We start from the raw sequence: 25,366 nt of genomic DNA, 5'->3' as shown, positions 1-25,366 counted from the left end.
CAAAAGAGATCCTGTTAGACGCCAAACAAAAAGGCTATGCAGACAGACAGCTGGCTCATTTGCTTAGATGTAAAGAAAGCGAGGTGACTTCTAAGCGTAAAGGTATGGGCATCAACAGAGTTTTCAAATGTGTGGATACTTGTTCTGCTGAATTTGAAGCCAAAACACCTTACTTCTATTCTACCTTCTCAGCATCCGAAGAAAATCCTGAAAATGAGTCGATTGTATCTGATAGAAAGAAAATAGTTGTCTTAGGTTCTGGTCCTAACCGTATCGGACAAGGAATCGAATTTGATTACTCTTGTGTGCATGGAGTGTTGGCAGCCAAAGAAATGGGCTACGAAACCATCATGATCAACTGTAACCCAGAGACGGTTTCCACAGACCCAGATATTGCTGATAAACTATATTTTGAGCCAGTTTTCTGGGAGAATGTTTTCGATATCATCGAGCACGAAAAACCTGAAGGAGTAATTGTTCAGCTAGGTGGACAAACAGCCTTAAAAATGGCGGAGAAGTTCACCAAATATGGCATCAAAATCATCGGTACTTCATACGAAGCCCTCGATTTGGCCGAAGACAGAGGTCGTTTCTCTGAAAAATTGAGAGAATTAGACATTCCTTATCCGCCATTTGATACCGTAAGAACTGCAGATAGAGCAGTAGAAGTTTCTAAATCATTAGGCTTCCCACTTTTGGTTCGTCCAAGCTATGTATTGGGTGGCCAAAGTATGAAAATTGTCATCAATGAGACCGAACTGGAGCAACATGTGGTGAAAATCCTGAACGATATTCCTGATAACAATATTCTTTTGGATCATTTCCTCGAGAACGCCATAGAAGCAGAAGCCGACGCCATTTGCGACGGAACTGATGCTTACATCATCGGTATCATGGAGCATATCGAGCCTGCAGGTATTCACTCGGGCGACTCTTATGCGGTATTGCCAGCCTTTGATTTGAGCGAAAACGTCATCAAACAAATAGAAGAATATACCAAGCGTATCGCCATAGCCCTTGACACTAAAGGCCTGATAAACATACAGTTTGCCATCAAAGACGAGAAAGTGTATGTGATAGAAGCCAACCCAAGGGCCTCACGCACGGTGCCGTTTATATGCAAAGCCTACCAAGAGCCGTATGTAAACTACGCCACCAAAGTGATGTTGGGAGCCAAAGTGAAAGACTTTGATTTCAAACCAGTGAAAGAAGGTTACGCCATCAAAATACCGGTATTCTCGTTCAATAAATTCCCGAACGTAAACAAAGAACTCGGCCCAGAGATGAAGTCAACCGGCGAAGGCATCTACTTCATAGAAGACCTCACAGACGATTTCTTCTTACAAGTATATTCTGAGAGGAATATGTACATGAGCAGGTAAGCATCTATTTTTATGATATTTAGAAGCCCCTTGGTATTTGCTGAGGGGCTTTTTTTTTTAAAATTGGGTCGAAATAAATTAAAAATTATTGATTTTAACCATCAAAAAATATATAACAAATTTGAATTCAATATTCATAACTAAAATCACACAATCCTAAACTTAAAACATAAAATTCATTATTTTTACTGTTTATTTCTACAACAAACCTTATTTTGAAACGAGTAATATTAATTGTATTAGATAGTGTAGGTATTGGTGAACTGCCCGATGCAGCCAAATATGGCGATGTAGGCAGCAATACCTTAGGACATATAGCCGAGCAATATTCTGATTTACAGATACCTAACTTGGTAAAACTGGGTCTTGGAAACATAGATTTGAGCAACAAATTAGCCAAAACTGACAGCCCAACAGCTGCCTTTGGAAAGGCGACTGAAGTTTCTTCTGGCAAAGATACCACCACGGGTCATTGGGAAATTTCTGGAATTATTCTCGAAAAACCATTCCCAACTTTCACAGAAAATGGTTTTCCGCAAGAATTTATTGAGCGTTTCGAAAAAGCCATTGGTACAAAAACTTTGGGAAATATTTCGGCTTCTGGAACCGCCATAATTGATGATTTGGGAGATGAACATGTAAAAATGGGCTTTCCAATCGTCTATACCTCAGCGGATTCTGTTTTTCAGATTGCTATGCACGAAGGTGTAATACCCATTGAAAGACAATATGAGATTTGCAAAATAGCCAGAGAAATGTTGGTAGGCGAATATGAAGTGGGCAGAGTTATTGCTCGGCCTTTCGAAGGAGAATCTGGAGATTATCGACGCACTAGCCGAAGGAAAGATTATGCCATTTTGCCACCCGAAACCGTTTTGGATGTTTTAAAAGAAAACGAAAAAGGGGTTTTTGCCATCGGTAAAATCAATGATATTTTTGCAGAAAAAGGCATAACGAGATATAAAAAAACGGCCACAAATCTGGATGGAATAAAGGATACAATAGAAGCCATCAAAAATCCAAACGAAAGCTTTGTATTTACCAATTTGGTGGATTTTGATATGCTTTTTGGGCATAGAAGAGATGTGGTGGGTTATGCCAAATGTCTGGAGGAATTTGATAGTTATTTGCCTGAAATGTTGGAAAACTTAAAGGATGATGATTTGCTCATTATCACCGCAGATCACGGTAACGACCCGACACATCATGGCAATGACCATACGCGAGAATACATTCCGATACTAAACATAGGTAAAAACATAAAAAAAGGCGTTAATTTTGGTGTAAGAAACTCCTTTGCGGATATAGCCGCCACAGTGGCTGAATATCTCGAGGTAGAATACAAAACACAAGGAGAGAGTTATTTAGGGCTTATATTTGAACACGGATAAAACTGATAATCACTGTTTATATTTTTGAATAGAACTTACATCAAATAAAATTTGGCTGAAAATATAATTATCTTAAAAAGATAAAAATGACAGAAATAAGAAATGAAGGAATACCCTTCGACACCCAATACTTCGAAAACATCAATATCAATCGGTCGGCGGTAGAACGCAGAGCCGCCAGTTTGGGTGGACGAAGAACCGTAAAGAAAGAATTTCAGGCCGCATGGTTGTTAAAAGCCATCACTTGTATAGATTTGACCACTTTGGCAGGCGATGACACTGCAGGAAATGTTGAACGTCTTTGTGCCAAGGCCATTTCTCCGGTAAGAAAAGACCTTTTGGAAGCTATGGAGATGGCCGACGCCAACATTACCACGGGTGCGGTTTGTGTCTATCACAATATGATAGCCGACGCCAAAAGAAGTTTGGGCAATTCTGGAATTCCGATTGCAGCTGTTTCAACAGGTTTTCCTGCTGGCAAAATTTCTTTTGAACAGAAAGTCGAGGAAATCAAAAAATCTGTAGAAGCTGGGGCTACCGAAATTGATATTGTGATCAGCCGCGAATTGGTTATTAATTCAAAATGGGAAGAACTTTACAATGAAGTAAAAGCTTGTAGAGCCGCTTGTGGCGATGCCCACATGAAAACAATATTGGCCACTGGCGAAATTCCGACTTACACCAAAGTAGCGAAAGCAAGCTGGGTAAGTATGATGGCGGGTTCTGATTTTATAAAAACCAGTACCGGAAAAGAAGCTGTAAACGCAACATTACCAGTCAGTTTAGTCATGATAAGAGCAATTCGAGAATACCAAGAATTGACAGGAATCAAAGTAGGTTACAAACCAGCAGGTGGAATCCAAAAAGCCAAACAAGCCTTAGATTGGTTAATATTGATGAAAGAGGAATTGGGCGACGAATGGTTGCATCCCAATTTATTCAGATTTGGTGCAAGTAGTCTGTTAGGAGATATCGAACGACAGTTAGAACATTACGTAACAGGCAGATATTCTGCGGGTTATCGTCATGCAATGGCATAAAATTAGATTTAAAAAAAAATCTGTCGCCTTCGGCTTCGCTCAGTCAACAGATTTTTAGATGAAATGTACGCTGTTGCCTTCGGCTTCGCTCAGTCAACAGATTTTTAGGTGAAATGAAAAGAGGAAATAGACAAAGTCCAACTCTTAGCGTCTTTGCGAGAAAAAATATAGAAATGAAAGTAAAAGAAATATTTAATACGATGGCTTACGGTCCAGCTCCCGAGAGTGCAGCTCAAGCAAATGAATTTCTTGATGCACACAACAGAACTTTCGAATTGTTCATAAACGGAGAGTGGAAAAAAGCCGAAAAGCATTTTGAAACCATTAATCCATCGAATATGGAGGTTTTGGCCAATATCGCCGAAGCTTCAGAAAGAGATGTAAATGAGGCTGTTACAGCTGCCAACAAAGCCTTAAAAGACTGGGTGAATCTAGGTGGGAGAGCAAGAGCGAGGTATTTATATGCCATTGCCCGACAAATCCAAAAGCACTCCAGATTATTTGCTGTTTTGGAAGCTCTTGACAATGGAAAACCCATTCGAGAAACCCGCGACATAGATATTCCATTGGTAGCCAGACACTTTTATCACCATGCAGGTTGGGCTCAATTAATGGATACCGAACTAAAAGACTACAAAGAAATAGGCGTGATTGGCCAAATTATTCCCTGGAATTTCCCGCTTTTGATGCTTTCTTGGAAAATAGCTCCTGCCTTGGCAATGGGAAATACTGTGGTTTTGAAACCAGCTGAATTCACTTCTTTGACTGCACTTTTATTTGCTGAAATCTGTCAAAATGTAGGTCTTCCCAAGGGAGTGGTAAATATCATTACAGGCCCAGGCTCTACTGGGGCAGCCTTGGTAAATCACAAAGATGTACATAAGATTGCTTTCACGGGTTCTACAGAAGTGGGCAAAATCATCAGAAAAGCCATCGCGGGTTCGGGTAAAAAAGTTTCTTTGGAATTGGGCGGAAAGTCGCCATTTATCGTTTTCGAAGACGCTGATTTGGATTCTGTTGTGGAAGGAATTGTAGATGCCATTTGGTTTAATCAAGGTCAGGTTTGTTGTGCGGGTTCGAGGCTTTTGGTTCAGGAAAGCATCCAAGACAAGCTTTATGACAAAATAAAAGCCCGCATGGAAAAACTTCGTGTAGGTGATGCTATGGACAAATGCATTGATATTGGGGCCATTGTGGCTCCTGTACAATTAAAAACCATAGATGAATTGGTGCAAAAAGGAATAGCAGAAGGCAACCAAATGTGGCAACCTAGTTGGGAATGCCCGAAAGATGGTTGTTTTTATCCTCCTACCCTATTCACCCATGTTTCGCCTTCTAGTACCATTGCACAAGAAGAAATTTTTGGGCCAGTTTTGGTGGCCATGAGTTTCAGGTCGCACCAAGAAGCAATAAAGTTAGCCAACAATACGAGATATGGATTGGCTTGTAGTATTTGGACAGAAAACATCAATTTGGCTTTAGACATCGCTCCAAAAGTTAAAGCGGGAACCGTTTGGATAAACTCCACCAATGTTTTTGATGCTGGTTCGGGTTTTGGTGGCTATAGAGAATCTGGTTTTGGAAGGGAAGGCGGCAAAGAAGGCCTTTTTGAATATATGAAACCCCGTATTGAGGAACAGTTTTCAGATAAACCGATAAATCCTGCAGTTCAAAAATCGAAAATAACCATTACAGATAGCATAAACCGTACAGCCAAAATGTATATTGGCGGCAAACAGGCTCGACCAGACGGTGGTTACAGCATCACTATAAAAAATCCACAAGGAGAAATAGTTGGAGAGGCTCCAGAAGGAAGCCGAAAAGACATCAGAAATGCGGTAGAAGCTGCTCATGCAAACGGCAAATGGGCAGAAATGACTGGACACGCCAGAGCACAAGTTTTATATTATATTGCCGAAAATTTATCGGCAAGAAAGTCGGAGTTTTCAAACCGATTGGTTCAGATGTGTTGTTACGGCAAAACTGATGCAGATGCTGAAGTAGAAAAGTCTATTGACAGAATTTACACCTATGCCGCTCATGCCGACAAATACGATGGTCAAGCTCACCAAACCATTCAAAGAAATGTAACTTTGGCCATGCCTGAGCCAGTTGGGGTAATGGGCATTGTTTGCCCAGACGAAGCTCCACTTTTGGCGTTTATTTCAACGGTAATTCCTGCAATTGCATTAGGAAATAGTGTTATTGTGATTCCTTCAGAGTCAGCACCATTCAGTGCTACTGATTTTTATCAAATATTAGACACTTCTGATGTTCCGGGAGGAACAATAAATATCATCACAGGACCAAAAGATTCCTTGGCGAAAGAATTAGCCAAACATTATGATGTGGATGGACTTTGGTACTTTGGAAACAAAGAAAGCTCAAAAGATATTGAAAGTCTTTCGGCTGAAAACATGAAACGCACTTGGGTAAACTACGGAAAATACCGCAATTGGATGAATAATGAGCAATCAGAAGGTATGGAATTTCTCAGACATGCTTCTGAGATTAAAAATATTTGGATACCTTATGGGGCCTAAATTACCAAGTTTACCCTGTATTTTCAAAAACATATTTAAAAACAAACGCATATAAAACATTATAAATGAGAAGTTTACACTTAGAAGCGGAAGTTGGAGAAATAGCCGAAACCGTATTATTACCTGGAGATCCATTAAGAGCAAAATTTGTGGCGGAAAATTTCCTGACAGACGTAGTCTGTTACAATAAAGTAAGAGGAATGTACGGATTCACAGGGAATTATAAAGGCCAAAAAGTCTCCATACAAGGCACAGGAATGGGCATGGGAAGTGCAGGCATATACATCCATGAATTGATAAATACATACAAATGTCAAAATTTGATTCGTGTAGGTACTTGTGGTTCTATCCAACCACAACTTGACCTTGGTCAGGTAATTTTAGCCATGAGTGCTTCTGGAGACGCTGACGCCAATAGTCTGTTATTCAAGGGAATGCATTATGCTGCCACGGCCGATTTTGATTTGCTATACAAAGCTTATCAACTTGCCAATGAGCTAAATATCAAAACACATACTGGTTCAGTTTTTAGCACCAATACATTTTATGATCTAGAGCCGAATCGTTGGGAAGTTTGGCAAAAACATGGTGTTTTAGGTGTCGATATGGAATCTCAAATATTATTTACTATTGCGAAAAGGTTCGGAGCAAAAGCTTTAGCATTGTTAACCGTAAGTGATAACATCATAACAGGTACCTCTTCTTCGCAACAGGAAAGAGAAAATACTTTTAATGATATGATGAAAATTGCCTTGGGATTGGCTTAAAAACATGAAGTTATGAATATACGAAAATTTGTCGTTAGCCTATTTTTTTTGATTCAAGGCCATATTTCTTTTGCCCAAAATGAAAAACCAAATGTAGTTTTTATTTTGATTGATGATTTGGGATATGGAGATTTGGCTAATTATGGCCATTTAATAGCAAAAACCCCAAATATTGACAAATTTGCGAAACAAGGAATAAAATTCACTAATTTTTATAGCCCATCTCCACTTTGTTCGCCTTCAAGAGCCTCCATGCTTACTGGTCGAACCCCATATCGATTAGGCATTCAGAGTTGGATTCCAGAAGGTGACAATGTATATCTTCGGCAGCATGAAATTACAATCGCCAATCTTTTGAAAAACAATGGCTACCAATGTTTTTTATCTGGAAAATGGCATTTAAATGGAGGATTAAATGAAAAAACGCATTCACAGCCCCAAGATGCGGGTTTTGACAAATGGACTGCTTTACATGCATTCGCAATTCCAAATCATAAAGATCCAATTAATTTCTTTGAAGATGGTAAACCTTTGGGGAAAATTAAAGGGTATTCAGGAACCATTGTTGTGGACAAAGCCATTCAATATCTTGATGAGAGAGATAAAAACAAACCTTTCTTTTTGTATTTACCTATGAATGAGGTACATGGACAAATTGCAAGTCCATCAAAATATTTAAAGAAATACAATAAATATATCAAAGAAGATATCGATCTGGTAAATCTTAAAGATAATGGTCCAGGTGAATATTATGCAAATATTACCTTCATGGATTCCGAAATTGGTAGAGTTCTTAAATATTTGGACAAAAATGGACTGGATAAAAACACCATTGTCGTATTTGCCAGCGACAATGGTCCTGTTACCTCACAGTGGAGAAAGTTTTATGAAATCAATCTCAATGGCAGCACTGGAGGATTTAGAGGTAGAAAAGCTGACCTTTATGACGGAGGCATTCATGTACCAGCTTTAATGAGATTTCCAAGCCAAATAAAACCAGGTTTGGTTTCATCTGAACCTATCCATGGATATGATTTCTTCCCAACAATTTTTTCAATGCTGAATGTGCCGATTCCCAAAGACAGAGAAATAGATGGGATAGATATTTCACCTTTGTTTACTGAAAAACCAATTTCTAGAAACAAACCCTTATTTTGGGCATTCGAAATGCGTCCTTCGGATGACCCTGAGGGGTATTTTTATGCTGCAAGAGATGGAGATTGGAAAATCATCACTGATTTTGAGGTAAAAAAAGTAAAACTATTCAATCTCAAAATAGATAGATTTGAAGTAAATGAAGTAAGTAAAGCAAACCCAGAAATTGTAAATAAACTAAAAACTTATATCTTGGAAATGAAAAAAAGCATAGAATTGGACCCTTTAAGACCAAAAGATGTTAGTGCTCCCAATATGGATTAAGATATCAATCTAAAAACTTCCAAGAGGCCATTTTATCTTTTTTCAATTCTTCTCCTTTTAAAACTGCTTTTACCATTTCTACGGGCATGGTGTTATTTTGTAAAATGGTATCGTGAAATTGCTTTTCAGTCATTTTCCCAGCATCTACCAATTCTTTCTTTAAACTATAAAATTGCAAACCACCAATCATGTAAGCAATCTGATAAAGAGGGCCATATCTACCTGTGAATGAGCGTCTTACTTCTGCTTCTGCATTGGCTCTTTCGTGTCCAACTTTATCCACCAATAAATCAATACATTGCTGTGGAGTCATTTTTTCTAAATGATAATTCAGTGAAAAAATGATTCTGGCACAACGGTGCATTCTCCAAAACAACATACCGATTTTCTCTTCAGGTGTTCTTGGAAAACCTTTATCCCAGAGATTAAATTCCCAATACAAGGCCCAACCTTCAGTCCAAAATGGGGTCCCAAACGTTCTTCGATAAGGCTTATATCTTTGATTCATAAACTGTTGTAAATGATGACCGGGGATCAATTCGTGCTGCACGGTGGCTCTTGAAAAATACGGATTATTCCCTCTCATGCTCATCATTTTATCATCATGATCCATTGCGGCCGTTGGATAAGCAACCATAATTTGTTCACCACCCAAGAAAAATGGACTTACCTTTTGTGCTTCTGCCGAAAGCATTACTGTTCTCCAAGTTTCTTTTGCCAAAGGAGGAACAGTTACCAAATCTCGATCTTCTACATATTTTATGGCTTCCCAAGCCAATTTATTCACATCTTCTTGCCATTGGCCAGGTGGCACATAAGTTTGTTTCACATGCTCTAAAGCCTTCTTCCAGTCATTACCATAACCAAGCTCATTAGAAGCCTTTAGCATTTCTTTTTCGCACCAAGCAAACTGATTATTGGCTTCTGATATTAATTGTTCAGGCCTATAAGCTATAAATTCAAAACTGAGATCTTTTAAAAGTGCATCTCTTCCTAGTGGTTTTCCAATAATACCACTGCCGTCATCTTTTACTAAGGTATTTGAAAAATGTTTCCTAAGCAAACCCTCATATTCCTCCAAAGTCTTCATCAATTTTTTATTTGGGGCCTGCATCCACCAATTGAACTCTGGATTGTACTCGTAATAAAATTTGTATGATTCTTCTGTAGCCTTTATAAGTTCCTTTACAATATCCGCAGCCAATTCTGCCTTTTGCCAACTATCGTAAGGTTTTTTAGTCTTTAGCGTTATTATTTCAGCTCTGATTTCCTTTTCTACTTGATTAAAATCAGCGGCTAACTTATCAGACTTGGGATTGACACCGGCCTTTCTACTTTCATTAAAAACATAAATTGGTTGTGCCTTTTCGATCACATTTTTCACTTCATTGAAAGCCTTAAACTCTAATCCATGGAAATAATTACTCTTGTCTATTTGATTCCTAAGTAACACATAATCAACCTTTTGCTCTTTGGTTAATCCTTCAAAGCCAAGTTTATCTAAGTCTTTTTTTGCATCAGCGTAAAACTTCGAAAATCTCTCAAAATAAACTTCAGATAGATTATTTGGATATTTTCTTTGCAAAGCTGCTTTATCTGCCTGATAACTAGCTACAATTTCACTAAAATCAGTGGCATAAAGATTAAATGTAATTAAAAATAAAAAAATGGTAAATTTCATCTGATGAAGTATTTTTAAAATTAGTTAAACTGAAATGCAAAATATGAAGCTTGACCTTTTCCCGTGTTCTGAATACCATGAAAGGAGCCTGATGGGAGGTAAAACAAATCACCTTTGCCACCTTGAAAAACCTTATCATCCACGCTCATGGTAGCATCACCATCTATCATCAAAATGATTTCTTCGGCTAAATGTTTGTGCGGCTCATGACTTTTTAGGCCTTCATTCAAAAAAGTAACATGCATTTCTAACCTATCAAGCGTTCCTGTTGGTCTATTGAAAAAATCTCTCCTACCTCCTTTATCATGGGCCTTAAAAACCGTTTCATTCCAATCCAACATGGCCGATTTGCCTTTTTCTAAGCCAACACGGGATTTTTTAGATTTATAAATCAATACATAATAACTTGCATTCGTATTGCCAAAATTGTTCATCATTTGATCATCTCCTGCTAATATAACAATAACGCTTCCAGGCCCAAGTTCCTTAGTTTCCTTATTTATCGTAACGGTGAGTTTTCCCTCTTGAACTATAATCAGTTCCTCATCCGTCTCTTGAATATGGGACGGGCGAAGCTGATGTCCGGGTTTCAGGGTGGTATGATGCATTCTCAAGCTTTCCAAAAACTTTGTACCAATAGGTTTAATAATTGAAGTTGAAATTCGATTTTCATCCTCCATTTTGGCTAGACTCTTAAAATTGTAGACAGTACTTTTTAATGTATCTTTTTGGGCAAAAAGTAGTTCTGAACTCATAATAAATAATAATAAGAGTATATTTTTCATATAAAAGGGTTGATAAACTTAACCAAAAATATAAAAAAATCCCACAAAGTTGTTAAACCTTGTGGGATATATAATAGCTGCTAAATTTTATGTCTAGAATTCTCTGTGAATGGCCTCGTCAAAAAGACGTTCCTTGGGTAAATTCCGGAAATAATCGTAGGTTATTTTCAACCCTTCTGCCCTGTCAACTTTAGGTTCCCAACCCAAAATTTCTTTGGCTTTGGTAATATCAGGTTGTCTTTGTTTTGGATCATCTTTTGGTAAATCCAAATAGACAACTTTCTGTGTTGTCCCAGTAAGTTTAATAATCTCCTCAGCAAAATCTTTGATGGTTATTTCTGAAGGGTTTCCAATATTTACGGGTTGAGCATAATCCGACATCAACAATCTATAAATACCTTCCACTAAGTCATCTACATAACAAAACGAACGTGTCTGTGAACCGTCACCAAAAATCGTAATATCTTCACCACGAAGGGCTTGACCAATAAACGCAGGTAATACACGGCCATCGTTCAATCTCATTCTAGGGCCATAGGTATTAAATATACGTATTATTCTAGTTTCCAAACCATGGTAGGTATGGTAAGCCATGGTCATGGCTTCTTGGAATCTTTTTGCTTCGTCATAAACCCCACGAGGACCTACTGGATTTACATGTCCCCAATACTCTTCTGTCTGTGGATGGACCAATGGATCACCATAAACTTCTGATGTAGAAGCAATTAAAACTCTTGCTCCTTTTACTCTTGCCAATCCCAAGCAATTGTGAATTCCCAAAGAACCTACTTTTAATGTCTGAATAGGTATTTTAAGATAATCTATTGGACTGGCTGGCGATGCAAAATGCAAAATATAATCCAATTGACCTGGCACATGAATAAACTTACTTACATCATGGTGATAAAATTCAAAATTGGGCAATTTAAAAAGGTGCTCAATGTTTCTTAGATCACCTGTAATTAGGTTGTCCATGGCGATTACGTGAAAACCCTCTTTCACAAACCTATCGCAAAGGTGTGAACCTAAAAAACCTGCTCCTCCAGTTATTAATATTCTTTTCATATAAAATTAAGATGCTTTAATTGTATCACGTCCTATTGAATAATATTCAAAACCCAATTTGTCCATGTCTTTAAGTTCATAGAGATTTCTTCCATCAAATATAACTTTATTATTCAATGCTTCACCCAATTTATCAAAATCTGGTGTTCTAAATTCTGGCCATTCTGTCATGATCATCAAAGCATCTGCTCCTTGTACTGCTTCGTATTGGCTAGAAGCGTATTTTACTTTTTTGCCTATCTCTTTTCTTACATTTGGAATCGCTTCTGGGTCAAAAACAACCACTTTTGCTCCAGCTCTTTTCAAAGCTTTTATGTTATACAATGCTGGTGCTTCACGAATATCATCCGTATGAGGCTTAAATGCTAATCCCCAAAGGGCGATCGTTTTGCCTTTAATATCTCCACCAAAATAAGCCTTTAGTTGAGGTATCAATTTGGTTTTTTGACGGTCATTTACAAACATTACCGATTTCAAAATCTTGAAATCATATCCATATTCCTTGGCTGTTTTGCCTAATGCTTGCACATCTTTCGGGAAACATGAGCCCCCATAACCAATACCAGGAAATAAGAACCTCTTACCAATACGGCTATCTGTACCAATACCCTTTCTTACGTTGTCAACGTCTGCACCAGCCAATTCGCATAAATTAGCAATTTCGTTCATAAAAGTAATTTTCATGGCCAAAAATGAGTTAGCCGCATACTTGGTCATTTCAGCAGAACGCTCATCCATAAAAATAACTGGATTACCTTGACGTACCAAAGGAGCGTATAATCTTTCCATTATGGCTTTTGCTCTGTCTGATTTCGTTCCAATAACTACCCTATCAGGCTTCATAAAATCGTCTACTGCAACACCTTCTCTCAAAAATTCAGGATTAGAAACCACATCATATTCTACTTTAGCATTCTCAGCTATTTTTGCTGAAACTTTTTCGGCAGTTCCTACCGGAACTGTGCTTTTATCAACAATTACTGCATAATGATCCAAGACTTTTCCTAAATGTTCTGAAACACCAATTATATATTTTAAATCAGCAGAACCATCCTCACCTGGAGGAGTAGGCAATGCCAAAAATATCACTTCTGCATCTTTAATTCCTTCTGCTAGTTCGGTAGTAAAAGTCAATCTACCCTCTTTTCTGTTTCTTTCAAACAAAACCTCTAAACCAGGCTCATAAATTGTAATCTTACCTTTTTTGAGACTTTCAACTTTTTTTGTGTCAATGTCAATACATGTTACATAATTACCAGTTTCTGCAAAGCAAGTTCCTGTAACTAAACCTACATACCCTGTTCCCACAACAGCTATTTTCATATTTTATAATTTTAATAAATGGAATGTTTGACAAAGGTATTACAAAAGAGATACCCAAAAACACATTCTGGTTATTTTTTTACATATAATTTAAAATAAAGGTACATTTTTAATAAAAAACATCATTAAGTGCCATTTTTTGAATACTCCATGTAATGTTTTGAGATTAAAACAAATTATTATATTCCAAAAATTGGAAATAAAAATTGTATTTTGGAAAATAGTATTCCAAAAAAAAGGCATAAAAAACACAGTAATTGTGATGATAACTGGGGAGAAACTAAGCGACTTTCCAAACAAAGGGATACTTAACACCCTTGTAGTTTTTAATTTCCATATCGATGGTGCCAAAAGAAAAATCTATTTCAATTTTTAGAGGCACCCGATTTCTGTCATCTGAAACCCAAATACGTATGGCATTCTCTCCTTTGAAAAGATCATTTTTGGGTAAAATAGGGTTCAATTTCAGCACTCGAATCTTTCCGAATCTTGTATGAATAATGCCTTTCCCAGCATATTTAATTTTCATACTGTAAAGATCCTCATCAAAAAACAATGGCGATGTGATAGTTTGACCAATCGTGAATTTTGAAAAATCTACCGTTCTTAGAAAATAATATCCTGAGATTACATCTTGAATATTATTAGGCACAGCAAAAGTTTTTGATTGTTCCTTTTCAACTTTCACTACTTCATTCTTTTGATGGTCAAAATTAATTACTTGATCTCTTTTGTAACTATTTTCTCTTGCACTATATATGAATCTATGCGGAATAAACGCCAACGTGTCCACATAGCTTCTATAAGTATTTCTCACTTTGAAAACGTCTGTAAGGCCCGCTGTTTTACCAACCACATTGACTTTAAAACAGGGTCTGTTATTTACAGCATAAATTTTCTCGTCCACATCAACTTCTGCCTCTCCGATGGTCAAAAAACCATACTTTACTTTATAGTCATATGATTCACCTGCTTTAAAACTATCATTTTGAATAGTTCTAAAATCTCCCATAAAAGTAAATGAGCAGAAAAATAAGATTATAATAAAATATTTTGAATTCAACATTAACCTGAGATAATTTAAAAGAAACGCACAAAGTTAAAATTAAATATTTAGCCAATAAGCAAAATCCATCATTTGAACCATTAATAAATAAAAAATGCCTCCAATGAGGCATCTTTTATCTATGACAATAAACAAAGTTCTATACGTTCAAATCTTCTTCACTAACATTTTTATCCATCAATGCGTCTGAATTTCCAGCAACAGTGGCCTTAATTTTCTCTTCAATATCAGCCATGAGCTCTGGATTGTCTTTAATCAAACCTTTTACTGAATCTCTACCTTGACCCAGTTTGTTATCAGCATATGAAAACCATGAGCCTGATTTTTTCACGATTTCCAAATCTACAGCTAAGTCTAAAACCTCTCCAGACTTAGAAATTCCTTCACCATACATTATATCAAATTCGATAACTTTAAAAGGTGGTGCAACTTTGTTTTTTACGACTTTAACCTTTGTGCGGTTACCTATAATGTTCGCATCATTATCTTTGATCTGCCCAATTCTTCTAATATCAATTCTTACGGAAGCATAAAATTTCAAAGCATTACCACCCGTTGTGGTTTCAGGACTACCAAACATAACTCCGATTTTATCTCTAAGTTGGTTGATAAATATACAACAACAACCTGTTTTGTTAATCGTACCCGTGAGCTTTCTCAACGCTTGAGACATCAAACGAGCTTGTAGACCCATCTTGCTGTCTCCCATTTCGCCTTCAAGCTCTGCTTTAGGAACCAAAGCCGCTACTGAGTCAATTACACAAATATCAATGGCTCCCGAAGAAATCAAATGCTCTGCAATTTCTAATGCTTGCTCACCATAATCTGGCTGCGAAATCAACAAATTCTTTGTATCTATTCCTAATTTTTCGGCGTAGCCTCTATCGAATGCATGTTCTGCATCAATAAATGCAGCAATTCCTCCTTTCTTCTGTGCTTCAGCTATTGCATGCATGGCCAAAGTAGTTTTACCGGAAGATTCAGGTCCATAAATCTCCACAACTCTACCTTTCGGAAATCCCCCAACACCAAGTGCCAAATCTAATCCCAATGAACCCGTAGATATTACAGGAACATCCATAACTTTGGTATCACTCAGCCTCATTACGGTACCCTTACCGTAAGCTTTATCTAATTTATCTAATGTAGATTGCAATATCTTAAGTCTATCCGAGCTCTCAGCTGCCATTTTTTTCAGTTTAAAGTTTAATACAAAGTTATATAAATTTTTTAGTAAAATTCTGCTACAAAAATTAGCATTAAATACAATCTATTGATAATTAATTAATTAAAATCAACTAAATTACAATTTAGCAATTTTAATCTTCTTCCATTCCACCCTGATTCCACCTCCATCATGTATTTGCAAAGCTATTTTACCGTCTACTACTCCAATAGCTGGGTCATTCAAATAAATCATTTGTTTACCATTTACCCAGGTAGTCACTTCGGTTCCTACTACTTTGATTTTCATAGTGTTCCATTCGTTCATTTTAACATTATCGATTTCTTTGGGCGGCTTAATCAACCAGCCTCTTTTGTAAGATTCATAAATTCCGCCAGAAAAACTTCCAGGAGGTGCTACTTCTGCTTGCCAGCCCGATACTTTTGTTCCCACAATATCAGAATGAAAAAACACGCCACTATTGCCATTGGCCAATGGCTTAAACATCACCGTAAGCTCAAAGTCCTTGAATTTCTGGGTGGTTGCCAAATACCCGTAGCCTTTATCTGGCCCACTTTCGCAAATCAAATTTTTCTTTTCAACATACCACTTCTCGGTACCAAAAATCTCCCATCCAGACAAATCTTTGCCATTGAAAAGATTGACAGGTTTTGGCTTTTGAGCAAAACTAAAAATTGGAATTAACAGAATCAGAAGTTTTTTCATTATATTTCTTAAGGTTTAATTTCTTGAAGTTTAAAATTAGGCAAGAAATTTAAATCTAAAAATTACTTTTGTATTTAAATATTAAAATAAAAAATGAAATTCAGTGATTTGAATCTTAATAAGTCTTTACTAAATGCATTGGAAGACCTAGGCCTAGATTCTCCAACATCTATACAAAGCAAAGTTTTTTCTATTGTGATGTCAGGCAAAGACATGGGCGGCATAGCACAAACAGGCACTGGAAAAACTTTGGCATACTTACTTCCTTTGATGCGTATGTGGACATTTTCTAAAGATAAACTTCCGCAAATAGTCATTTTAGTGCCTACAAGAGAGCTTGTTGTTCAAGTTTTGGAAACTGCCAAAAAACTTGCCACTTACATAAGTTTTGATTGCGTTGGGGTTTATGGTGGTGTAAACATCAAAACACAAGTTTTAGAGCTTGCCCAAGGTTGTGATTTATTGGTGGCTACCCCTGGTAGGTTCATAGACTTAGCAGCCAGTGGTGCTTTAAAAGTGAAAAACATCAAAAAACTAGTTATTGATGAGTTTGACATGATGCTAGACTTGGGCTTTAGACCTCAGCTAGAAACCATTTTTGATAAAATTCCCGAAAAACGTCAAAACTTACTTTTTTCAGCTACCATTTCTGAAGAAGTAGAGGATTTATTAGAGGATACTTTTAAATCACCCGAAATAATTGAAGACGTAGCAGTGGGTACTCCCCATCAGAATATTGAACAAAGAGCCTATTTCATTCCAAACTTCAGAACAAAAATAAATTTCTTGGAAGTACTTCTTGCCAACGATAGCCAAATGACCAAAAACTTGGTGTTTGTAGGAAACAAGGTTTTAGCAGATGCCCTTTATGAAGAACTAAAAATGAGGGAGGTTGAAAGCATAGAAGTGATACATTCCAATAAATCGCAAAATTACAGATTTAGAGTATTAGAAAGTTTTACGAAAGGCGAAATCAGAACCTTGATAGCCACAGATTTGGGATCTAGAGGATTGGATATACCCAAAATTAGCCATGTGATTAATGTGGATATCCCTGAAGTGGCCGAGGATTATATCCACCGAATAGGTCGCACTGGCAGAGGAAATGAAAAAGGAATATCTATCAGTTTAATTTCTGAAAAAGAGCAGGAACTCTTTGACGAAATAGAAACATTGATGAACTACAAAGTAGCCATTGGTGAGACGCCCATTTATTTGGAGATTTCTGATAGCCTAATGCCTTTTGAAATGGAAAAAATTGAAATGAAAATCTTAGCTCCAAAGAAAAAAATAGAAGTTGGGCCAGCATTTCATGAAAAAGCCGAAAAGAATAAAAAGGTAAACAAAAGACGTGATATAGAAGCCGAGAAAAAGGCAAAATACGGTAAAGCTTATAAAAAAGAACGAAAACTTTAAATTTTTTATAAAGTCATTATTCATATGAAAAATTTAGAAAAATCTGTAGACGAGTACGTAGCAAATGTGTCGGAAAATTATCATGATGCGATTCAAAAACTACGTGAGGTGGTGAAAATGAACATCCCTAAGGGATTCGTTGAAATGCTCAATTACGGTATGATTGGTTTTGTGGTCCCGCATGAATTATACCCAAATGGCTACCATTGTGACCCAAAACTCCCACTTCCGTTCGTCAATATTGCGGCACAGAAAAACTTTATCAGTTTTTATCACATGGGCATCTATGCTAAGCCAAGTCTTTTAGAATGGTTTGTGGAACAATATGCAAAGACAAGTACACAGAAGTTAGACATGGGCAAAAGCTGCATAAGATTCAAGAAAGCAGAGCATATTCCTTACGATTTAATCGGAGAATTGATGAAGAAAATGACGGTTGAAAATTGGATTGAAGTTTATGAAACCGCTTTCGTTTCGAATAATAAAAAATAATGAATTATTCAGAAGATATCATTAGAATTTATGGCAATAAAACAAGAATTCGGGTTTGTGGAATTCTTGAAAAAGATGGAAAATATCTATTGGTCAATCATAGCAAGCTAAATGTTGACAATGTTTTTTGGAATTTTCCTGGAGGCGGAGTAGATAATAATGAATCCATAGAGCATACGCTGACTAGAGAATTCAAAGAAGAAACCAATTTAGATATTACCATAGGTAAATTTCTGTTTATCAACCAAGTGATAACTTCTTCGCTTCATGCTATAGAATTATATTTTAGCGTTTTTGCTGAAAATTTTGATAATAAAACTGGATATGATCCCGAGATTGACATTATTACAGAAACTAAATGGATGACGGAAGCTGAAATTTTAAATCTATCTACAAATCATAAACCTGGTTTCTTTTCAAATTTAAAATCGATAAATGATTTAAATTTTCGGTTTCAGGCTTAAATTTGTTTATGAGTGCATCAAATGTATTTAAAGTAATCGACGACAGATTTTCAATTGACCGAATTGAAGATTATGATTTGTTGATTGAAGTGCAGCAAACTCGTTTGAAGTTTTTATTGCGAGAAACCTCCACCAAAACTACTATTTGGTTAGAAGATCATTATTTAGGCACAAATAATAATCCAAGTACTTTCGAAGAAAACCTCAAATCTGTTATTAATCAACATGAATTCCTTAAAGCTAATTTCTGGAATAGCATAGATGTTACTGTCCATTTCCCTTTTTATGGGGTCATTCCAAAAGATTTTTTCACTCCAGATTTATCCGAAAAATACTTAAAGTTGCAATATCCAGAGCTTGCCGTTGAGAAGTATCAAACCGAAAACTTTCCGATTAGAGAGGACCAATTTATTGTTCTAATTCCTAAAGATTTGATAAAGTTGTTTGAAAGTTATTACCCAGGTAAACCTATAGGCTTTTCCAACACATTTGCTAATGCATTACAATATTTTGAAAAACATGATCGGATTCAGAATAAAAATCTGATAATTATTAATGATAGCTGGATGGAGGCTATTTATGTAGAACCCAAAACAGGACACTTAAAAACTATAGCTGTTTCTTTAAAATCTAAAATATTAACTGATTTTTTAAGTGAAATTGAAAAGAACGGCCAATTAAAAACGCTAATTTTTGGAGAAATAACACCATTTTCCACCATCTACCGGCTTATTAAGAACAAACTAAAGGCCCTTGAGTTTGGCGGAATTCCAAGAAACTGCAAATTAAGCCAATATTTTTCTGAGGTTCCTGAGCAGCGATACTTTACGCTTCTCAATGTAGAATTTTGAATTACTTCCTTAGGTAATAATCAAAACCGTTTTGGACTTTTAGATTATAATCAAAATATTCTATAGCCCTCTGAACAGATTTGCTATTCTTGGCAATAAAATAAGGACGCTTGCCTTTCTTATTTACAAGCCTAGTATCCACTTTGTAGATAGTTCCTTCGGGATATTTTGTGATAAATTTACTAGGAATCGCAATCTTAATATCCTCAGGCACTTGTTGTCCATTGATGGTTTTTAGCTTCATTTTTTCAGCCTTAACATCATAAAGAGCTTCGGCATAAACATCGATAAAATAAGTTTTTGTAAACTCTGGTACCTCGTCTATTAATGACAACTGCATAAGATTTGATTTTTATTATAGATTCTAATGCAAAATAATAGCTTTTTTTTGAAATAAAATATGAATGAGAAGTATTTATTTGTACTTTTGCGGAACTTTTCGGAGAAAAAAATCAAAATGGCAGAAGTAAAAATATTCTCAGGCACGAATTCCAAATACTTGTCTAGTAAGGTAGCTTACTACTATGGAAAGGAACTAGGAAAAATCTCTATACAGCGTTTTGCAGATAGCGAGATTTCTGTAAATTTTGATGAATCAGTAAGAGGTTGTGATGTTTTTCTTTGTCAGGCAACATTTCCTAATGCAGATAATCTGATGGAATTGTTGCTCATGATTGATGCAGCAAGAAGAGCATCGGCCCATTATGTGGTAGCTGTTATTCCATATTATGGCTACGCACGTCAAGATCGTAAAGACAGACCGAGAGTGGCAATTGGTGCCAAATTGGTAGCCAATATGTTGAGAGCTGCAGGTGCAGACAGAATTATGACTTTAGACTTGCATGCAGGGCAAATTCAAGGTTTTTTCGACATTCCTGTTGATCATTTAGAAGGAACTTCGGTTTTTGTGCCTTATTTAAAAACTAAGAACATTGAAAACCTAATTTTTGCATCTCCAGACGTTGGTGGTGTATCAAGGGTTAGAAAGTTTGCTAGTTATTTTGAGGCGGATATCGTTATCTGTGACAAACAAAGGAAAAAAGCAAACGAAATAGCAGGCATGCAATTGATTGGTGACGTGAAAGATGCCAACGTAGTTTTGGTGGACGACATGATTGATACGGGCGGAACGATTTGTAAAGCTGCGGAGTTGATTATGGAAAAAGGAGCGAAATCAGTAAGAGCAATTTGTACGCATGCAGTTTTGTCGCACAAAGCACATGAAAATATCAATAATTCGGTTTTTGAAGAAGTAATTGTTTCGGATTCTATTCCGTTGAAACAAGACAACCCAAAAATCAAAGTCATTTCGGTAGCGGAGCTTTTTGCTCATGCCATCGGAAGGATCAGAGACAATGGATCTATTAGTTCATTATTTATAAATTATCAACATCAAATTACATTTTAATTATGAAAGTAACTGAGATTGTAGGGTTTAAAAGAGCGAATCTCGGTCGTCAGGCTGCTCAAGAATTACGTGCTGAAGGCATGGTTCCTGGTATTCTGTATGGCGGAGAAGAGCAAGTATCATTTTATGCACCTGCGTACCTATTCCGTCCATTGATTTTCACTACAGAAGCTTATGAAGTGAAACTGACGATTGATGGCAAATCGTATACTGCGATTTTACAAGACAAGCAATTCCACCCAGTAAATGACCTATTGGTTCATGTGGATTTGTTAGAAATCACACCTGACAAAATTATCACTACTTACATTCCAATCAAATTGACTGGAACAGCAATTGGTGCTAAACAAGGGGGTAAATTGGTTCAAACATTGAGAAAACTCCGTGTTAAAGGGCCAGCTAAAGCTATTCCAAATTTTGTTAACTTAGATGTTACAGACTTAGGTTTAGGAAAAGCTATCAAAGTAAAATCTATTAATCTTCCTGAATTGACCATTCTTGATTCAGAAGCTAATCCAGTAGCAAGTGTGACTATCCCACGTGCATTGAGAGGTACTTTGCAAGCATCTTAAGTAATTTATTGCTTAGAAATATAGAAAGAGCTCCATTTTGGGGCTCTTTTTTATTATAAACTCTTTGATAATAGTTTCTCTTTCAATTCCTCCAAACCAGCAACTGCATTTTTCTGAATAAATTCTACATTCTTTGTACTGAAAGAATAGTTGGGCAAGGACGGATCTACTACATATTTTTGTACTTCAGTGCCCACATATCCTACCAAGCCTGCGGCGGGATAAACTTGAAGACTAGTTCCAACTACGATAAAAATTTCAGCATTCAGACAAATATCAGCGGCAATTTCAATCATGGGTACCATTTCTCCGAACCAAACAATATGTGGTCGAAGTTGACCTCCATCTTCAGCAGTATCGCCTAACTTTACGGACTTTGCTCCTATTTCATAAACCAAGTCCTTGTTTTTTACACTTCTAACTTTTGATAGTTCGCCATGCAAGTGCAAAACATTTGATGAGCCTGCTTTTTCGTGTAAACCATCCACATTTTGGGTAATGATTTGAACATCAAAGTATTTCTCCAATTCAACCAAAATCTGATGTCCTTGGTTGGGTAGTGCCTCTACTGCCTGTTTCCTCCTTTCGTTATAAAAATCAAGAACAATTTGCGGGTTTCTAACCCAAGCTTCTGGCGTAGCTACGTCTTCAATTCGGTAATTTTCCCACAAACCATTGGAATCTCTGAAGGTTTTCAGGCCACTCTCGGCACTCATTCCAGCTCCAGTTAAGACTACTAATTTCTTTTTCATAATAGTTTTGCGTATCTAATTTCACTGAGTTGCACAGAGATTTTTTTTTAATCACTTTACTTATTTGAGTTTCACAGAGTTTTTCGCTACACTCATTTTTCAAAGTCTTCGTTTAAAACTATGTTATCTATGCTTCTATGTGTTTAAAAATTAACACAAAGATTCTCAGAGTTTTACTCAGAGTCACACAGATTATTAGGTCGTAAAAATAAAGATTTGTTCTTGTTTCGTTATAAAAAAGGCATAAAAAAAGCACTGAATTTCAGTGCTTTTATATTTTCTAGTTATCTTTTAAGCCTCAGCCAGTTTTAAGCAATCTTCTAATGTAAGTTCCTCAGGAACAGTCCCCTTAGGAATTTTTACATTTCGTTTTCCTACTTGAATGTAAGGGCCGTATCTGCCATTTAATACCTTCACTTTATCATTTTCAGGATATTCTCTGATGATTTTTTTTGCCGCAGCTTCTTTTTGTTCAACAATTATTTCGGCCACGCGTTTATCGTCAATTGTTAAAGGATCCTCGGTTTTACCGATGTTGTAATAAACCGCTCCATGTTTAATATATGGGCCAAATCGACCTTTGTTGATCACCACAGCCTGACCTTCATATTCTGCCATATCGCGTGGAAGCGAATTATCTGAGCCGCTCAAACGAGCCTCGATTATTTCGATTGCACGCTCCTTTGTTACCGACAATGGGTCTTCACTTTTCTCAAGATTTATATATTTACCATTGTACAAAACATACGGACCATAACGGCCTTCATTTACCACTATTGCATTTCCTTCATACAAGCCTAACTCCAAAGGCAACTTAGGACCTTTCAGAATGGCCAAGGCCTCATCAAAAGTCATGCTGGATATCATTGTTCCTTTTTTAATAGAAACAAACGTAGGTTTGTCTTCGTCTGTGGCTTCGCCCACTTGCAAATAAGGCCCAAATTTACCAATCTTTGCAAATACTTTTTTACCTGAATCTGGATCTACACCAAGTTCGTAAGAACCTGCTGCTTTTGCTCCATTTTCGCCCGTAGCTTCTTCTATTTTAGTATGAAACTCATTATAAAAGTTACCAATCATTTTTTGCCAAGAGACTTTCCCTTCAGCTACTTCGTCAAATTCGTTTTCAACTTTGGCAGTGAATTTGTAGTTCAAAACATCTTCAAAATTCTCCACCAAATAATCGTTCACAATTATTCCTAAGTTGGTAGGGAACAATTTCGATTTCTCTGTACCGTAATTTTCAGAACCTACCGAACTATTGATTTCTCCATCTTTCAACAAAAACTCTTTGAAATCTCTCTGAAAACCAGGCCTGTCTTCCTTAACTACATATTCTCTACGAATAACGGTTGAAATAGTTGGGGCGTAAGTAGAAGGACGACCAATGCCCAATTCCTCTAGTTTCTTTACCAAACTCGCTTCGGTGTATCTCGCTGGAGGTCTTGTAAAACGCTCCGTAGCTTTCATGTGAATCAAATTGAGACTTTGCCCAACAGAAAGTGGTGGCAACATATCTTTGTTTTCTTCATCTTCATCGTCGGATGATTCCAAATATACTTTTAAGAAACCTTCAAACTTAATAACCTCACCCGAAGCTGTAAGTTCCTCAGGCCTTGTAGAAATCGAAATCTTGGCAATGGTCCTTTCTATAATTGCCTCAGACATTTGTGAAGCAATCGCTCTTTTCCAAATCAAATCATATAAACGTTTCTCGTTTCTTTCTGCACCAGCATCAGTTACAGCAAAATCTGTTGGTCTTATGGCCTCGTGAGCTTCTTGAGCAGACTTATCTTTGGTTTTGAATACTCTAGGCTTGGAAAATTTCTCTCCATATGCACTGATTATCTGACCCTTAGCATTTTCCATTGCTTCTGAAGAAAGACTCGTCGAGTCTGTTCTCATATATGAAATCTTACCAGATTCATACAATTTCTGGGCTAAAGTCATGGTTTGCAAAACTGAGAAACCTAATTTTCTCGAAGCTTCCTGTTGCAATGTTGAAGTCGTAAAAGGAGCTGCAGGGCTTTTCGTGGTTGGTTTCACTTCCAAACCTGCAATAGCATAAACGGCAGGTAAACAATCCTGCAAAAACTTCTCAGCTTCAACTTCTTTTTCAAAATTTTTGCTCAATTCAGCCGATAGTACTTTGTTTTTTTCTACCAAAAAATGAGCAACAACTTTGAAGGAAGACTTTGAATCGAAACTTTCAATTTCTCGCTCTCTTTCTACAACTATTCTTACCGTAACCGACTGCACACGACCTGCAGAAAGGTTTTTTCTGTCTCCCGCTCTGATTTTCTTCCAAAGAACAGGTGAAAGCTGAAAGCCCACCAACCTATCCAAAATACGTCTGGCTTGCTGTGCATTTACCAAATCAATATCTATAGTACGTGGAATCTCAATGGCTTTATTTATAGCATTTTTAGTAATTTCTCTAAAAACAATCCTTTTTGTATTGTCGTCCAAACCCAATGCCTCTTTTAAGTGCCAAGAAATGGCTTCTCCCTCGCGGTCATCATCGGTCGCTAACCATACTTCCTTGTCTTTGGCTAGTTTCTTCAGTTCGTTTACTACCTTTACTTTATCGGCTGAAATTTGATAAGTAGGTTCAAATTCCTTGTCTACATCTACTCCAAGCTCTTTTTCGGGTAGATCTCTGATATGACCAAAACTCGATTTTACAATAAAATCACTTCCCAAATACCCTTCAATGGTTTTGGCTTTAGCTGGGGACTCAACAATTACGAGGTTTTTAGACATATATAGAATTTGTAATGAAATACGTACTTTAATCAGCAAAATAAGTACAATTAAGCCATTAAAAGAAAATTTTTTTATAAAATCGGTCTTTCGATGATCATTCGACTGAATGAAAACCTTCAATAAAAGCAATTAAATACCACAATTGGTAAATAAAGAATTAGGCTCAAAAATGGTTCAAAAATCTTGAAATATTCCTATTTAGGTCCTTATTGAATAAATCGATTTCGAAAAAAAAGCATATCAACTCTTAACTTTTCCTATTTTCAAAAAAAAATCTTTAAAATATATACAC

General features: G+C 36.7%; 22 protein-coding genes. 12 read left to right on the top strand and 10 right to left on the bottom strand.

The genetic code is table 11. The annotated features are described in order from the left end of the window. The 6 genes from carB to EGI24_RS11090 all read left to right on the top strand — a co-directional run. On the top strand, positions 1-1,382 hold a 1,382-nt coding region (gene carB, locus EGI24_RS11115), incomplete at its 5' end, for a carbamoyl-phosphate synthase large subunit (RefSeq protein WP_255048468.1). 215 nt (positions 1,383-1,597) lie between these two features. Next, on the top strand, positions 1,598-2,773 hold the full coding sequence (locus tag EGI24_RS11110) for a phosphopentomutase (RefSeq protein ID WP_255048467.1): 1,176 nt from the start codon (positions 1,598-1,600) through the stop codon (positions 2,771-2,773). A gap of 86 nt (positions 2,774-2,859) precedes the next feature. Next, positions 2,860-3,813: a deoxyribose-phosphate aldolase gene (gene deoC, locus EGI24_RS11105; RefSeq protein ID WP_255048466.1), complete on the top strand. Its 954-nt coding sequence runs from the start codon at positions 2,860-2,862 to the stop codon at positions 3,811-3,813. A gap of 113 nt (positions 3,814-3,926) precedes the next feature. Beyond that, complete coding sequence (locus EGI24_RS11100) at positions 3,927-6,356, top strand: aldehyde dehydrogenase family protein (RefSeq protein WP_255048465.1); 2,430 nt, start codon at positions 3,927-3,929, stop codon at positions 6,354-6,356. A gap of 65 nt (positions 6,357-6,421) precedes the next feature. After that, entirely contained in the window at positions 6,422-7,123 is a 702-nt protein-coding gene (deoD, locus tag EGI24_RS11095) for a purine-nucleoside phosphorylase (protein WP_255048464.1), read from the top strand. 12 nt (positions 7,124-7,135) lie between these two features. Beyond that, complete coding sequence (locus EGI24_RS11090) at positions 7,136-8,542, top strand: sulfatase (protein ID WP_255048463.1); 1,407 nt, start codon at positions 7,136-7,138, stop codon at positions 8,540-8,542. A gap of 4 nt (positions 8,543-8,546) precedes the next feature. Here the strand turns inward: EGI24_RS11090 and EGI24_RS11085 are convergent, their stop codons facing one another. From EGI24_RS11085 to EGI24_RS11055, 7 genes are all read right to left on the bottom strand, one after another. After that, positions 8,547-10,223, bottom strand: a complete 1,677-nt coding sequence (locus tag EGI24_RS11085; protein ID WP_255048462.1) for a DUF885 family protein — start codon at positions 10,221-10,223, stop codon at positions 8,547-8,549. A gap of 20 nt (positions 10,224-10,243) precedes the next feature. Then, the gene (locus EGI24_RS11080; RefSeq protein WP_255048461.1) at positions 10,244-11,008 is read right to left on the bottom strand and encodes a cupin domain-containing protein; all 765 of its coding nucleotides are present in this window, start codon (positions 11,006-11,008) and stop codon (positions 10,244-10,246) included. 93 nt (positions 11,009-11,101) lie between these two features. Beyond that, positions 11,102-12,073: a UDP-glucuronic acid decarboxylase family protein gene (locus EGI24_RS11075; protein ID WP_255048460.1), complete on the bottom strand. Its 972-nt coding sequence runs from the start codon at positions 12,071-12,073 to the stop codon at positions 11,102-11,104. Between the two features lie 6 nt (positions 12,074-12,079). Beyond that, on the bottom strand, positions 12,080-13,396 hold the full coding sequence (locus tag EGI24_RS11070; RefSeq protein ID WP_255048459.1) for a UDP-glucose/GDP-mannose dehydrogenase family protein: 1,317 nt from the start codon (positions 13,394-13,396) through the stop codon (positions 12,080-12,082). A gap of 280 nt (positions 13,397-13,676) precedes the next feature. Next, the gene (locus EGI24_RS11065; protein ID WP_255048457.1) at positions 13,677-14,408 is read right to left on the bottom strand and encodes a DUF3108 domain-containing protein; all 732 of its coding nucleotides are present in this window, start codon (positions 14,406-14,408) and stop codon (positions 13,677-13,679) included. Positions 14,409-14,601: 193 nt separating this feature from the next. After that, a complete protein-coding gene (gene recA, locus EGI24_RS11060) occupies positions 14,602-15,651 on the bottom strand; it encodes a recombinase RecA (RefSeq protein WP_255048456.1) in 1,050 nt (349 codons plus the stop codon). A 114-nt stretch (positions 15,652-15,765) separates the two neighbouring features. Further along, on the bottom strand, positions 15,766-16,353 hold the full coding sequence (locus tag EGI24_RS11055; protein ID WP_255048455.1) for a DUF1080 domain-containing protein: 588 nt from the start codon (positions 16,351-16,353) through the stop codon (positions 15,766-15,768). Between the two features lie 93 nt (positions 16,354-16,446). Between EGI24_RS11055 and EGI24_RS11050 the strand changes: the two genes are divergently transcribed. The 4 genes from EGI24_RS11050 to EGI24_RS11035 are packed head-to-tail and all read left to right on the top strand — an operon-like array spanning position 16,447 to position 19,576. Then, positions 16,447-17,769 carry a DEAD/DEAH box helicase gene (locus EGI24_RS11050; RefSeq protein ID WP_255048454.1) on the top strand — a complete coding sequence of 441 codons (1,323 nt, stop codon included), beginning with the start codon at positions 16,447-16,449 and terminating at the stop codon, positions 17,767-17,769. Positions 17,770-17,793: 24 nt separating this feature from the next. Continuing rightward, on the top strand, positions 17,794-18,261 hold the full coding sequence (locus EGI24_RS11045; protein WP_255048453.1) for a DUF1801 domain-containing protein: 468 nt from the start codon (positions 17,794-17,796) through the stop codon (positions 18,259-18,261). After that, a complete protein-coding gene (locus tag EGI24_RS11040) occupies positions 18,261-18,725 on the top strand; it encodes an NUDIX domain-containing protein (protein ID WP_255048452.1) in 465 nt (154 codons plus the stop codon). Before EGI24_RS11045 ends, EGI24_RS11040 begins: the two co-directional genes overlap by 1 nt. A gap of 8 nt (positions 18,726-18,733) precedes the next feature. Next, positions 18,734-19,576, top strand: a complete 843-nt coding sequence (locus EGI24_RS11035; protein WP_255048451.1) for a DUF3822 family protein — start codon at positions 18,734-18,736, stop codon at positions 19,574-19,576. Position 19,577: 1 nt separating this feature from the next. Here the strand turns inward: EGI24_RS11035 and EGI24_RS11030 are convergent, their stop codons facing one another. Beyond that, on the bottom strand, positions 19,578-19,916 hold the full coding sequence (locus tag EGI24_RS11030) for a hypothetical protein (protein WP_255048449.1): 339 nt from the start codon (positions 19,914-19,916) through the stop codon (positions 19,578-19,580). 117 nt (positions 19,917-20,033) lie between these two features. Here EGI24_RS11030 and EGI24_RS11025 point away from each other — a divergent pair, with 117 nt between their 5' ends. Together EGI24_RS11025 and EGI24_RS11020 are read left to right on the top strand one after the other, a co-directional pair. Continuing rightward, positions 20,034-20,984, top strand: a complete 951-nt coding sequence (locus EGI24_RS11025; RefSeq protein WP_255037217.1) for a ribose-phosphate pyrophosphokinase — start codon at positions 20,034-20,036, stop codon at positions 20,982-20,984. A gap of 2 nt (positions 20,985-20,986) precedes the next feature. After that, the gene (locus tag EGI24_RS11020) at positions 20,987-21,556 is read left to right on the top strand and encodes a 50S ribosomal protein L25 (protein ID WP_255048448.1); all 570 of its coding nucleotides are present in this window, start codon (positions 20,987-20,989) and stop codon (positions 21,554-21,556) included. Between the two features lie 53 nt (positions 21,557-21,609). On the opposite strand, the gene EGI24_RS11015 is transcribed toward EGI24_RS11020, so the two are convergent. Further along, positions 21,610-22,308: an NAD-dependent deacylase gene (locus EGI24_RS11015; protein ID WP_255048447.1), complete on the bottom strand. Its 699-nt coding sequence runs from the start codon at positions 22,306-22,308 to the stop codon at positions 21,610-21,612. 291 nt (positions 22,309-22,599) lie between these two features. Continuing rightward, positions 22,600-25,071 carry a type I DNA topoisomerase gene (topA, locus tag EGI24_RS11010; RefSeq protein WP_255048446.1) on the bottom strand — a complete coding sequence of 824 codons (2,472 nt, stop codon included), beginning with the start codon at positions 25,069-25,071 and terminating at the stop codon, positions 22,600-22,602. Between the last annotated feature and the right edge of the window lie 295 nt (positions 25,072-25,366).

The sequence above is a fragment of the Lacihabitans sp. CS3-21 genome (genome assembly GCF_024343675.1).
In the GTDB taxonomy this organism is placed as follows: Bacteria; Bacteroidota; Bacteroidia; order Cytophagales; family Spirosomataceae; genus Leadbetterella.
Note: the sequence above shows the minus strand (reverse complement) of the source record. Positions and strands in the feature narration are given on the sequence as shown.

Excerpts from the sequence above, each read along its gene's own strand:
- deoC (WP_255048466.1), top strand. The coding sequence starts at position 2,860 with ATGACAGAAATAAGAAATGAAGGAATACCCTTCGACACCCAATACTTC.
- EGI24_RS11100 (WP_255048465.1), top strand. The coding sequence starts at position 3,927 with ATGAAAAGAGGAAATAGACAAAGTCCAACTCTTAGCGTCTTTGCGAGA.
- deoD (WP_255048464.1), top strand. The coding sequence starts at position 6,422 with ATGAGAAGTTTACACTTAGAAGCGGAAGTTGGAGAAATAGCCGAAACC.
- EGI24_RS11090 (WP_255048463.1), top strand. The coding sequence starts at position 7,136 with ATGAATATACGAAAATTTGTCGTTAGCCTATTTTTTTTGATTCAAGGC.
- EGI24_RS11085 (WP_255048462.1), bottom strand. The coding sequence starts at position 10,223 with ATGAAATTTACCATTTTTTTATTTTTAATTACATTTAATCTTTATGCC.
- EGI24_RS11080 (WP_255048461.1), bottom strand. The coding sequence starts at position 11,008 with ATGAAAAATATACTCTTATTATTATTTATTATGAGTTCAGAACTACTT.
- EGI24_RS11075 (WP_255048460.1), bottom strand. The coding sequence starts at position 12,073 with ATGAAAAGAATATTAATAACTGGAGGAGCAGGTTTTTTAGGTTCACAC.
- EGI24_RS11070 (WP_255048459.1), bottom strand. The coding sequence starts at position 13,396 with ATGAAAATAGCTGTTGTGGGAACAGGGTATGTAGGTTTAGTTACAGGA.
- EGI24_RS11065 (WP_255048457.1), bottom strand. The coding sequence starts at position 14,408 with ATGGGAGATTTTAGAACTATTCAAAATGATAGTTTTAAAGCAGGTGAA.
- recA (WP_255048456.1), bottom strand. The coding sequence starts at position 15,651 with ATGGCAGCTGAGAGCTCGGATAGACTTAAGATATTGCAATCTACATTA.
- EGI24_RS11055 (WP_255048455.1), bottom strand. The coding sequence starts at position 16,353 with ATGAAAAAACTTCTGATTCTGTTAATTCCAATTTTTAGTTTTGCTCAA.
- EGI24_RS11050 (WP_255048454.1), top strand. The coding sequence starts at position 16,447 with ATGAAATTCAGTGATTTGAATCTTAATAAGTCTTTACTAAATGCATTG.
- EGI24_RS11045 (WP_255048453.1), top strand. The coding sequence starts at position 17,794 with ATGAAAAATTTAGAAAAATCTGTAGACGAGTACGTAGCAAATGTGTCG.
- EGI24_RS11040 (WP_255048452.1), top strand. The coding sequence starts at position 18,261 with ATGAATTATTCAGAAGATATCATTAGAATTTATGGCAATAAAACAAGA.
- EGI24_RS11035 (WP_255048451.1), top strand. The coding sequence starts at position 18,734 with ATGAGTGCATCAAATGTATTTAAAGTAATCGACGACAGATTTTCAATT.
- EGI24_RS11030 (WP_255048449.1), bottom strand. The coding sequence starts at position 19,916 with ATGCAGTTGTCATTAATAGACGAGGTACCAGAGTTTACAAAAACTTAT.
- EGI24_RS11025 (WP_255037217.1), top strand. The coding sequence starts at position 20,034 with ATGGCAGAAGTAAAAATATTCTCAGGCACGAATTCCAAATACTTGTCT.
- EGI24_RS11020 (WP_255048448.1), top strand. The coding sequence starts at position 20,987 with ATGAAAGTAACTGAGATTGTAGGGTTTAAAAGAGCGAATCTCGGTCGT.
- EGI24_RS11015 (WP_255048447.1), bottom strand. The coding sequence starts at position 22,308 with ATGAAAAAGAAATTAGTAGTCTTAACTGGAGCTGGAATGAGTGCCGAG.
- topA (WP_255048446.1), bottom strand. The coding sequence starts at position 25,071 with ATGTCTAAAAACCTCGTAATTGTTGAGTCCCCAGCTAAAGCCAAAACC.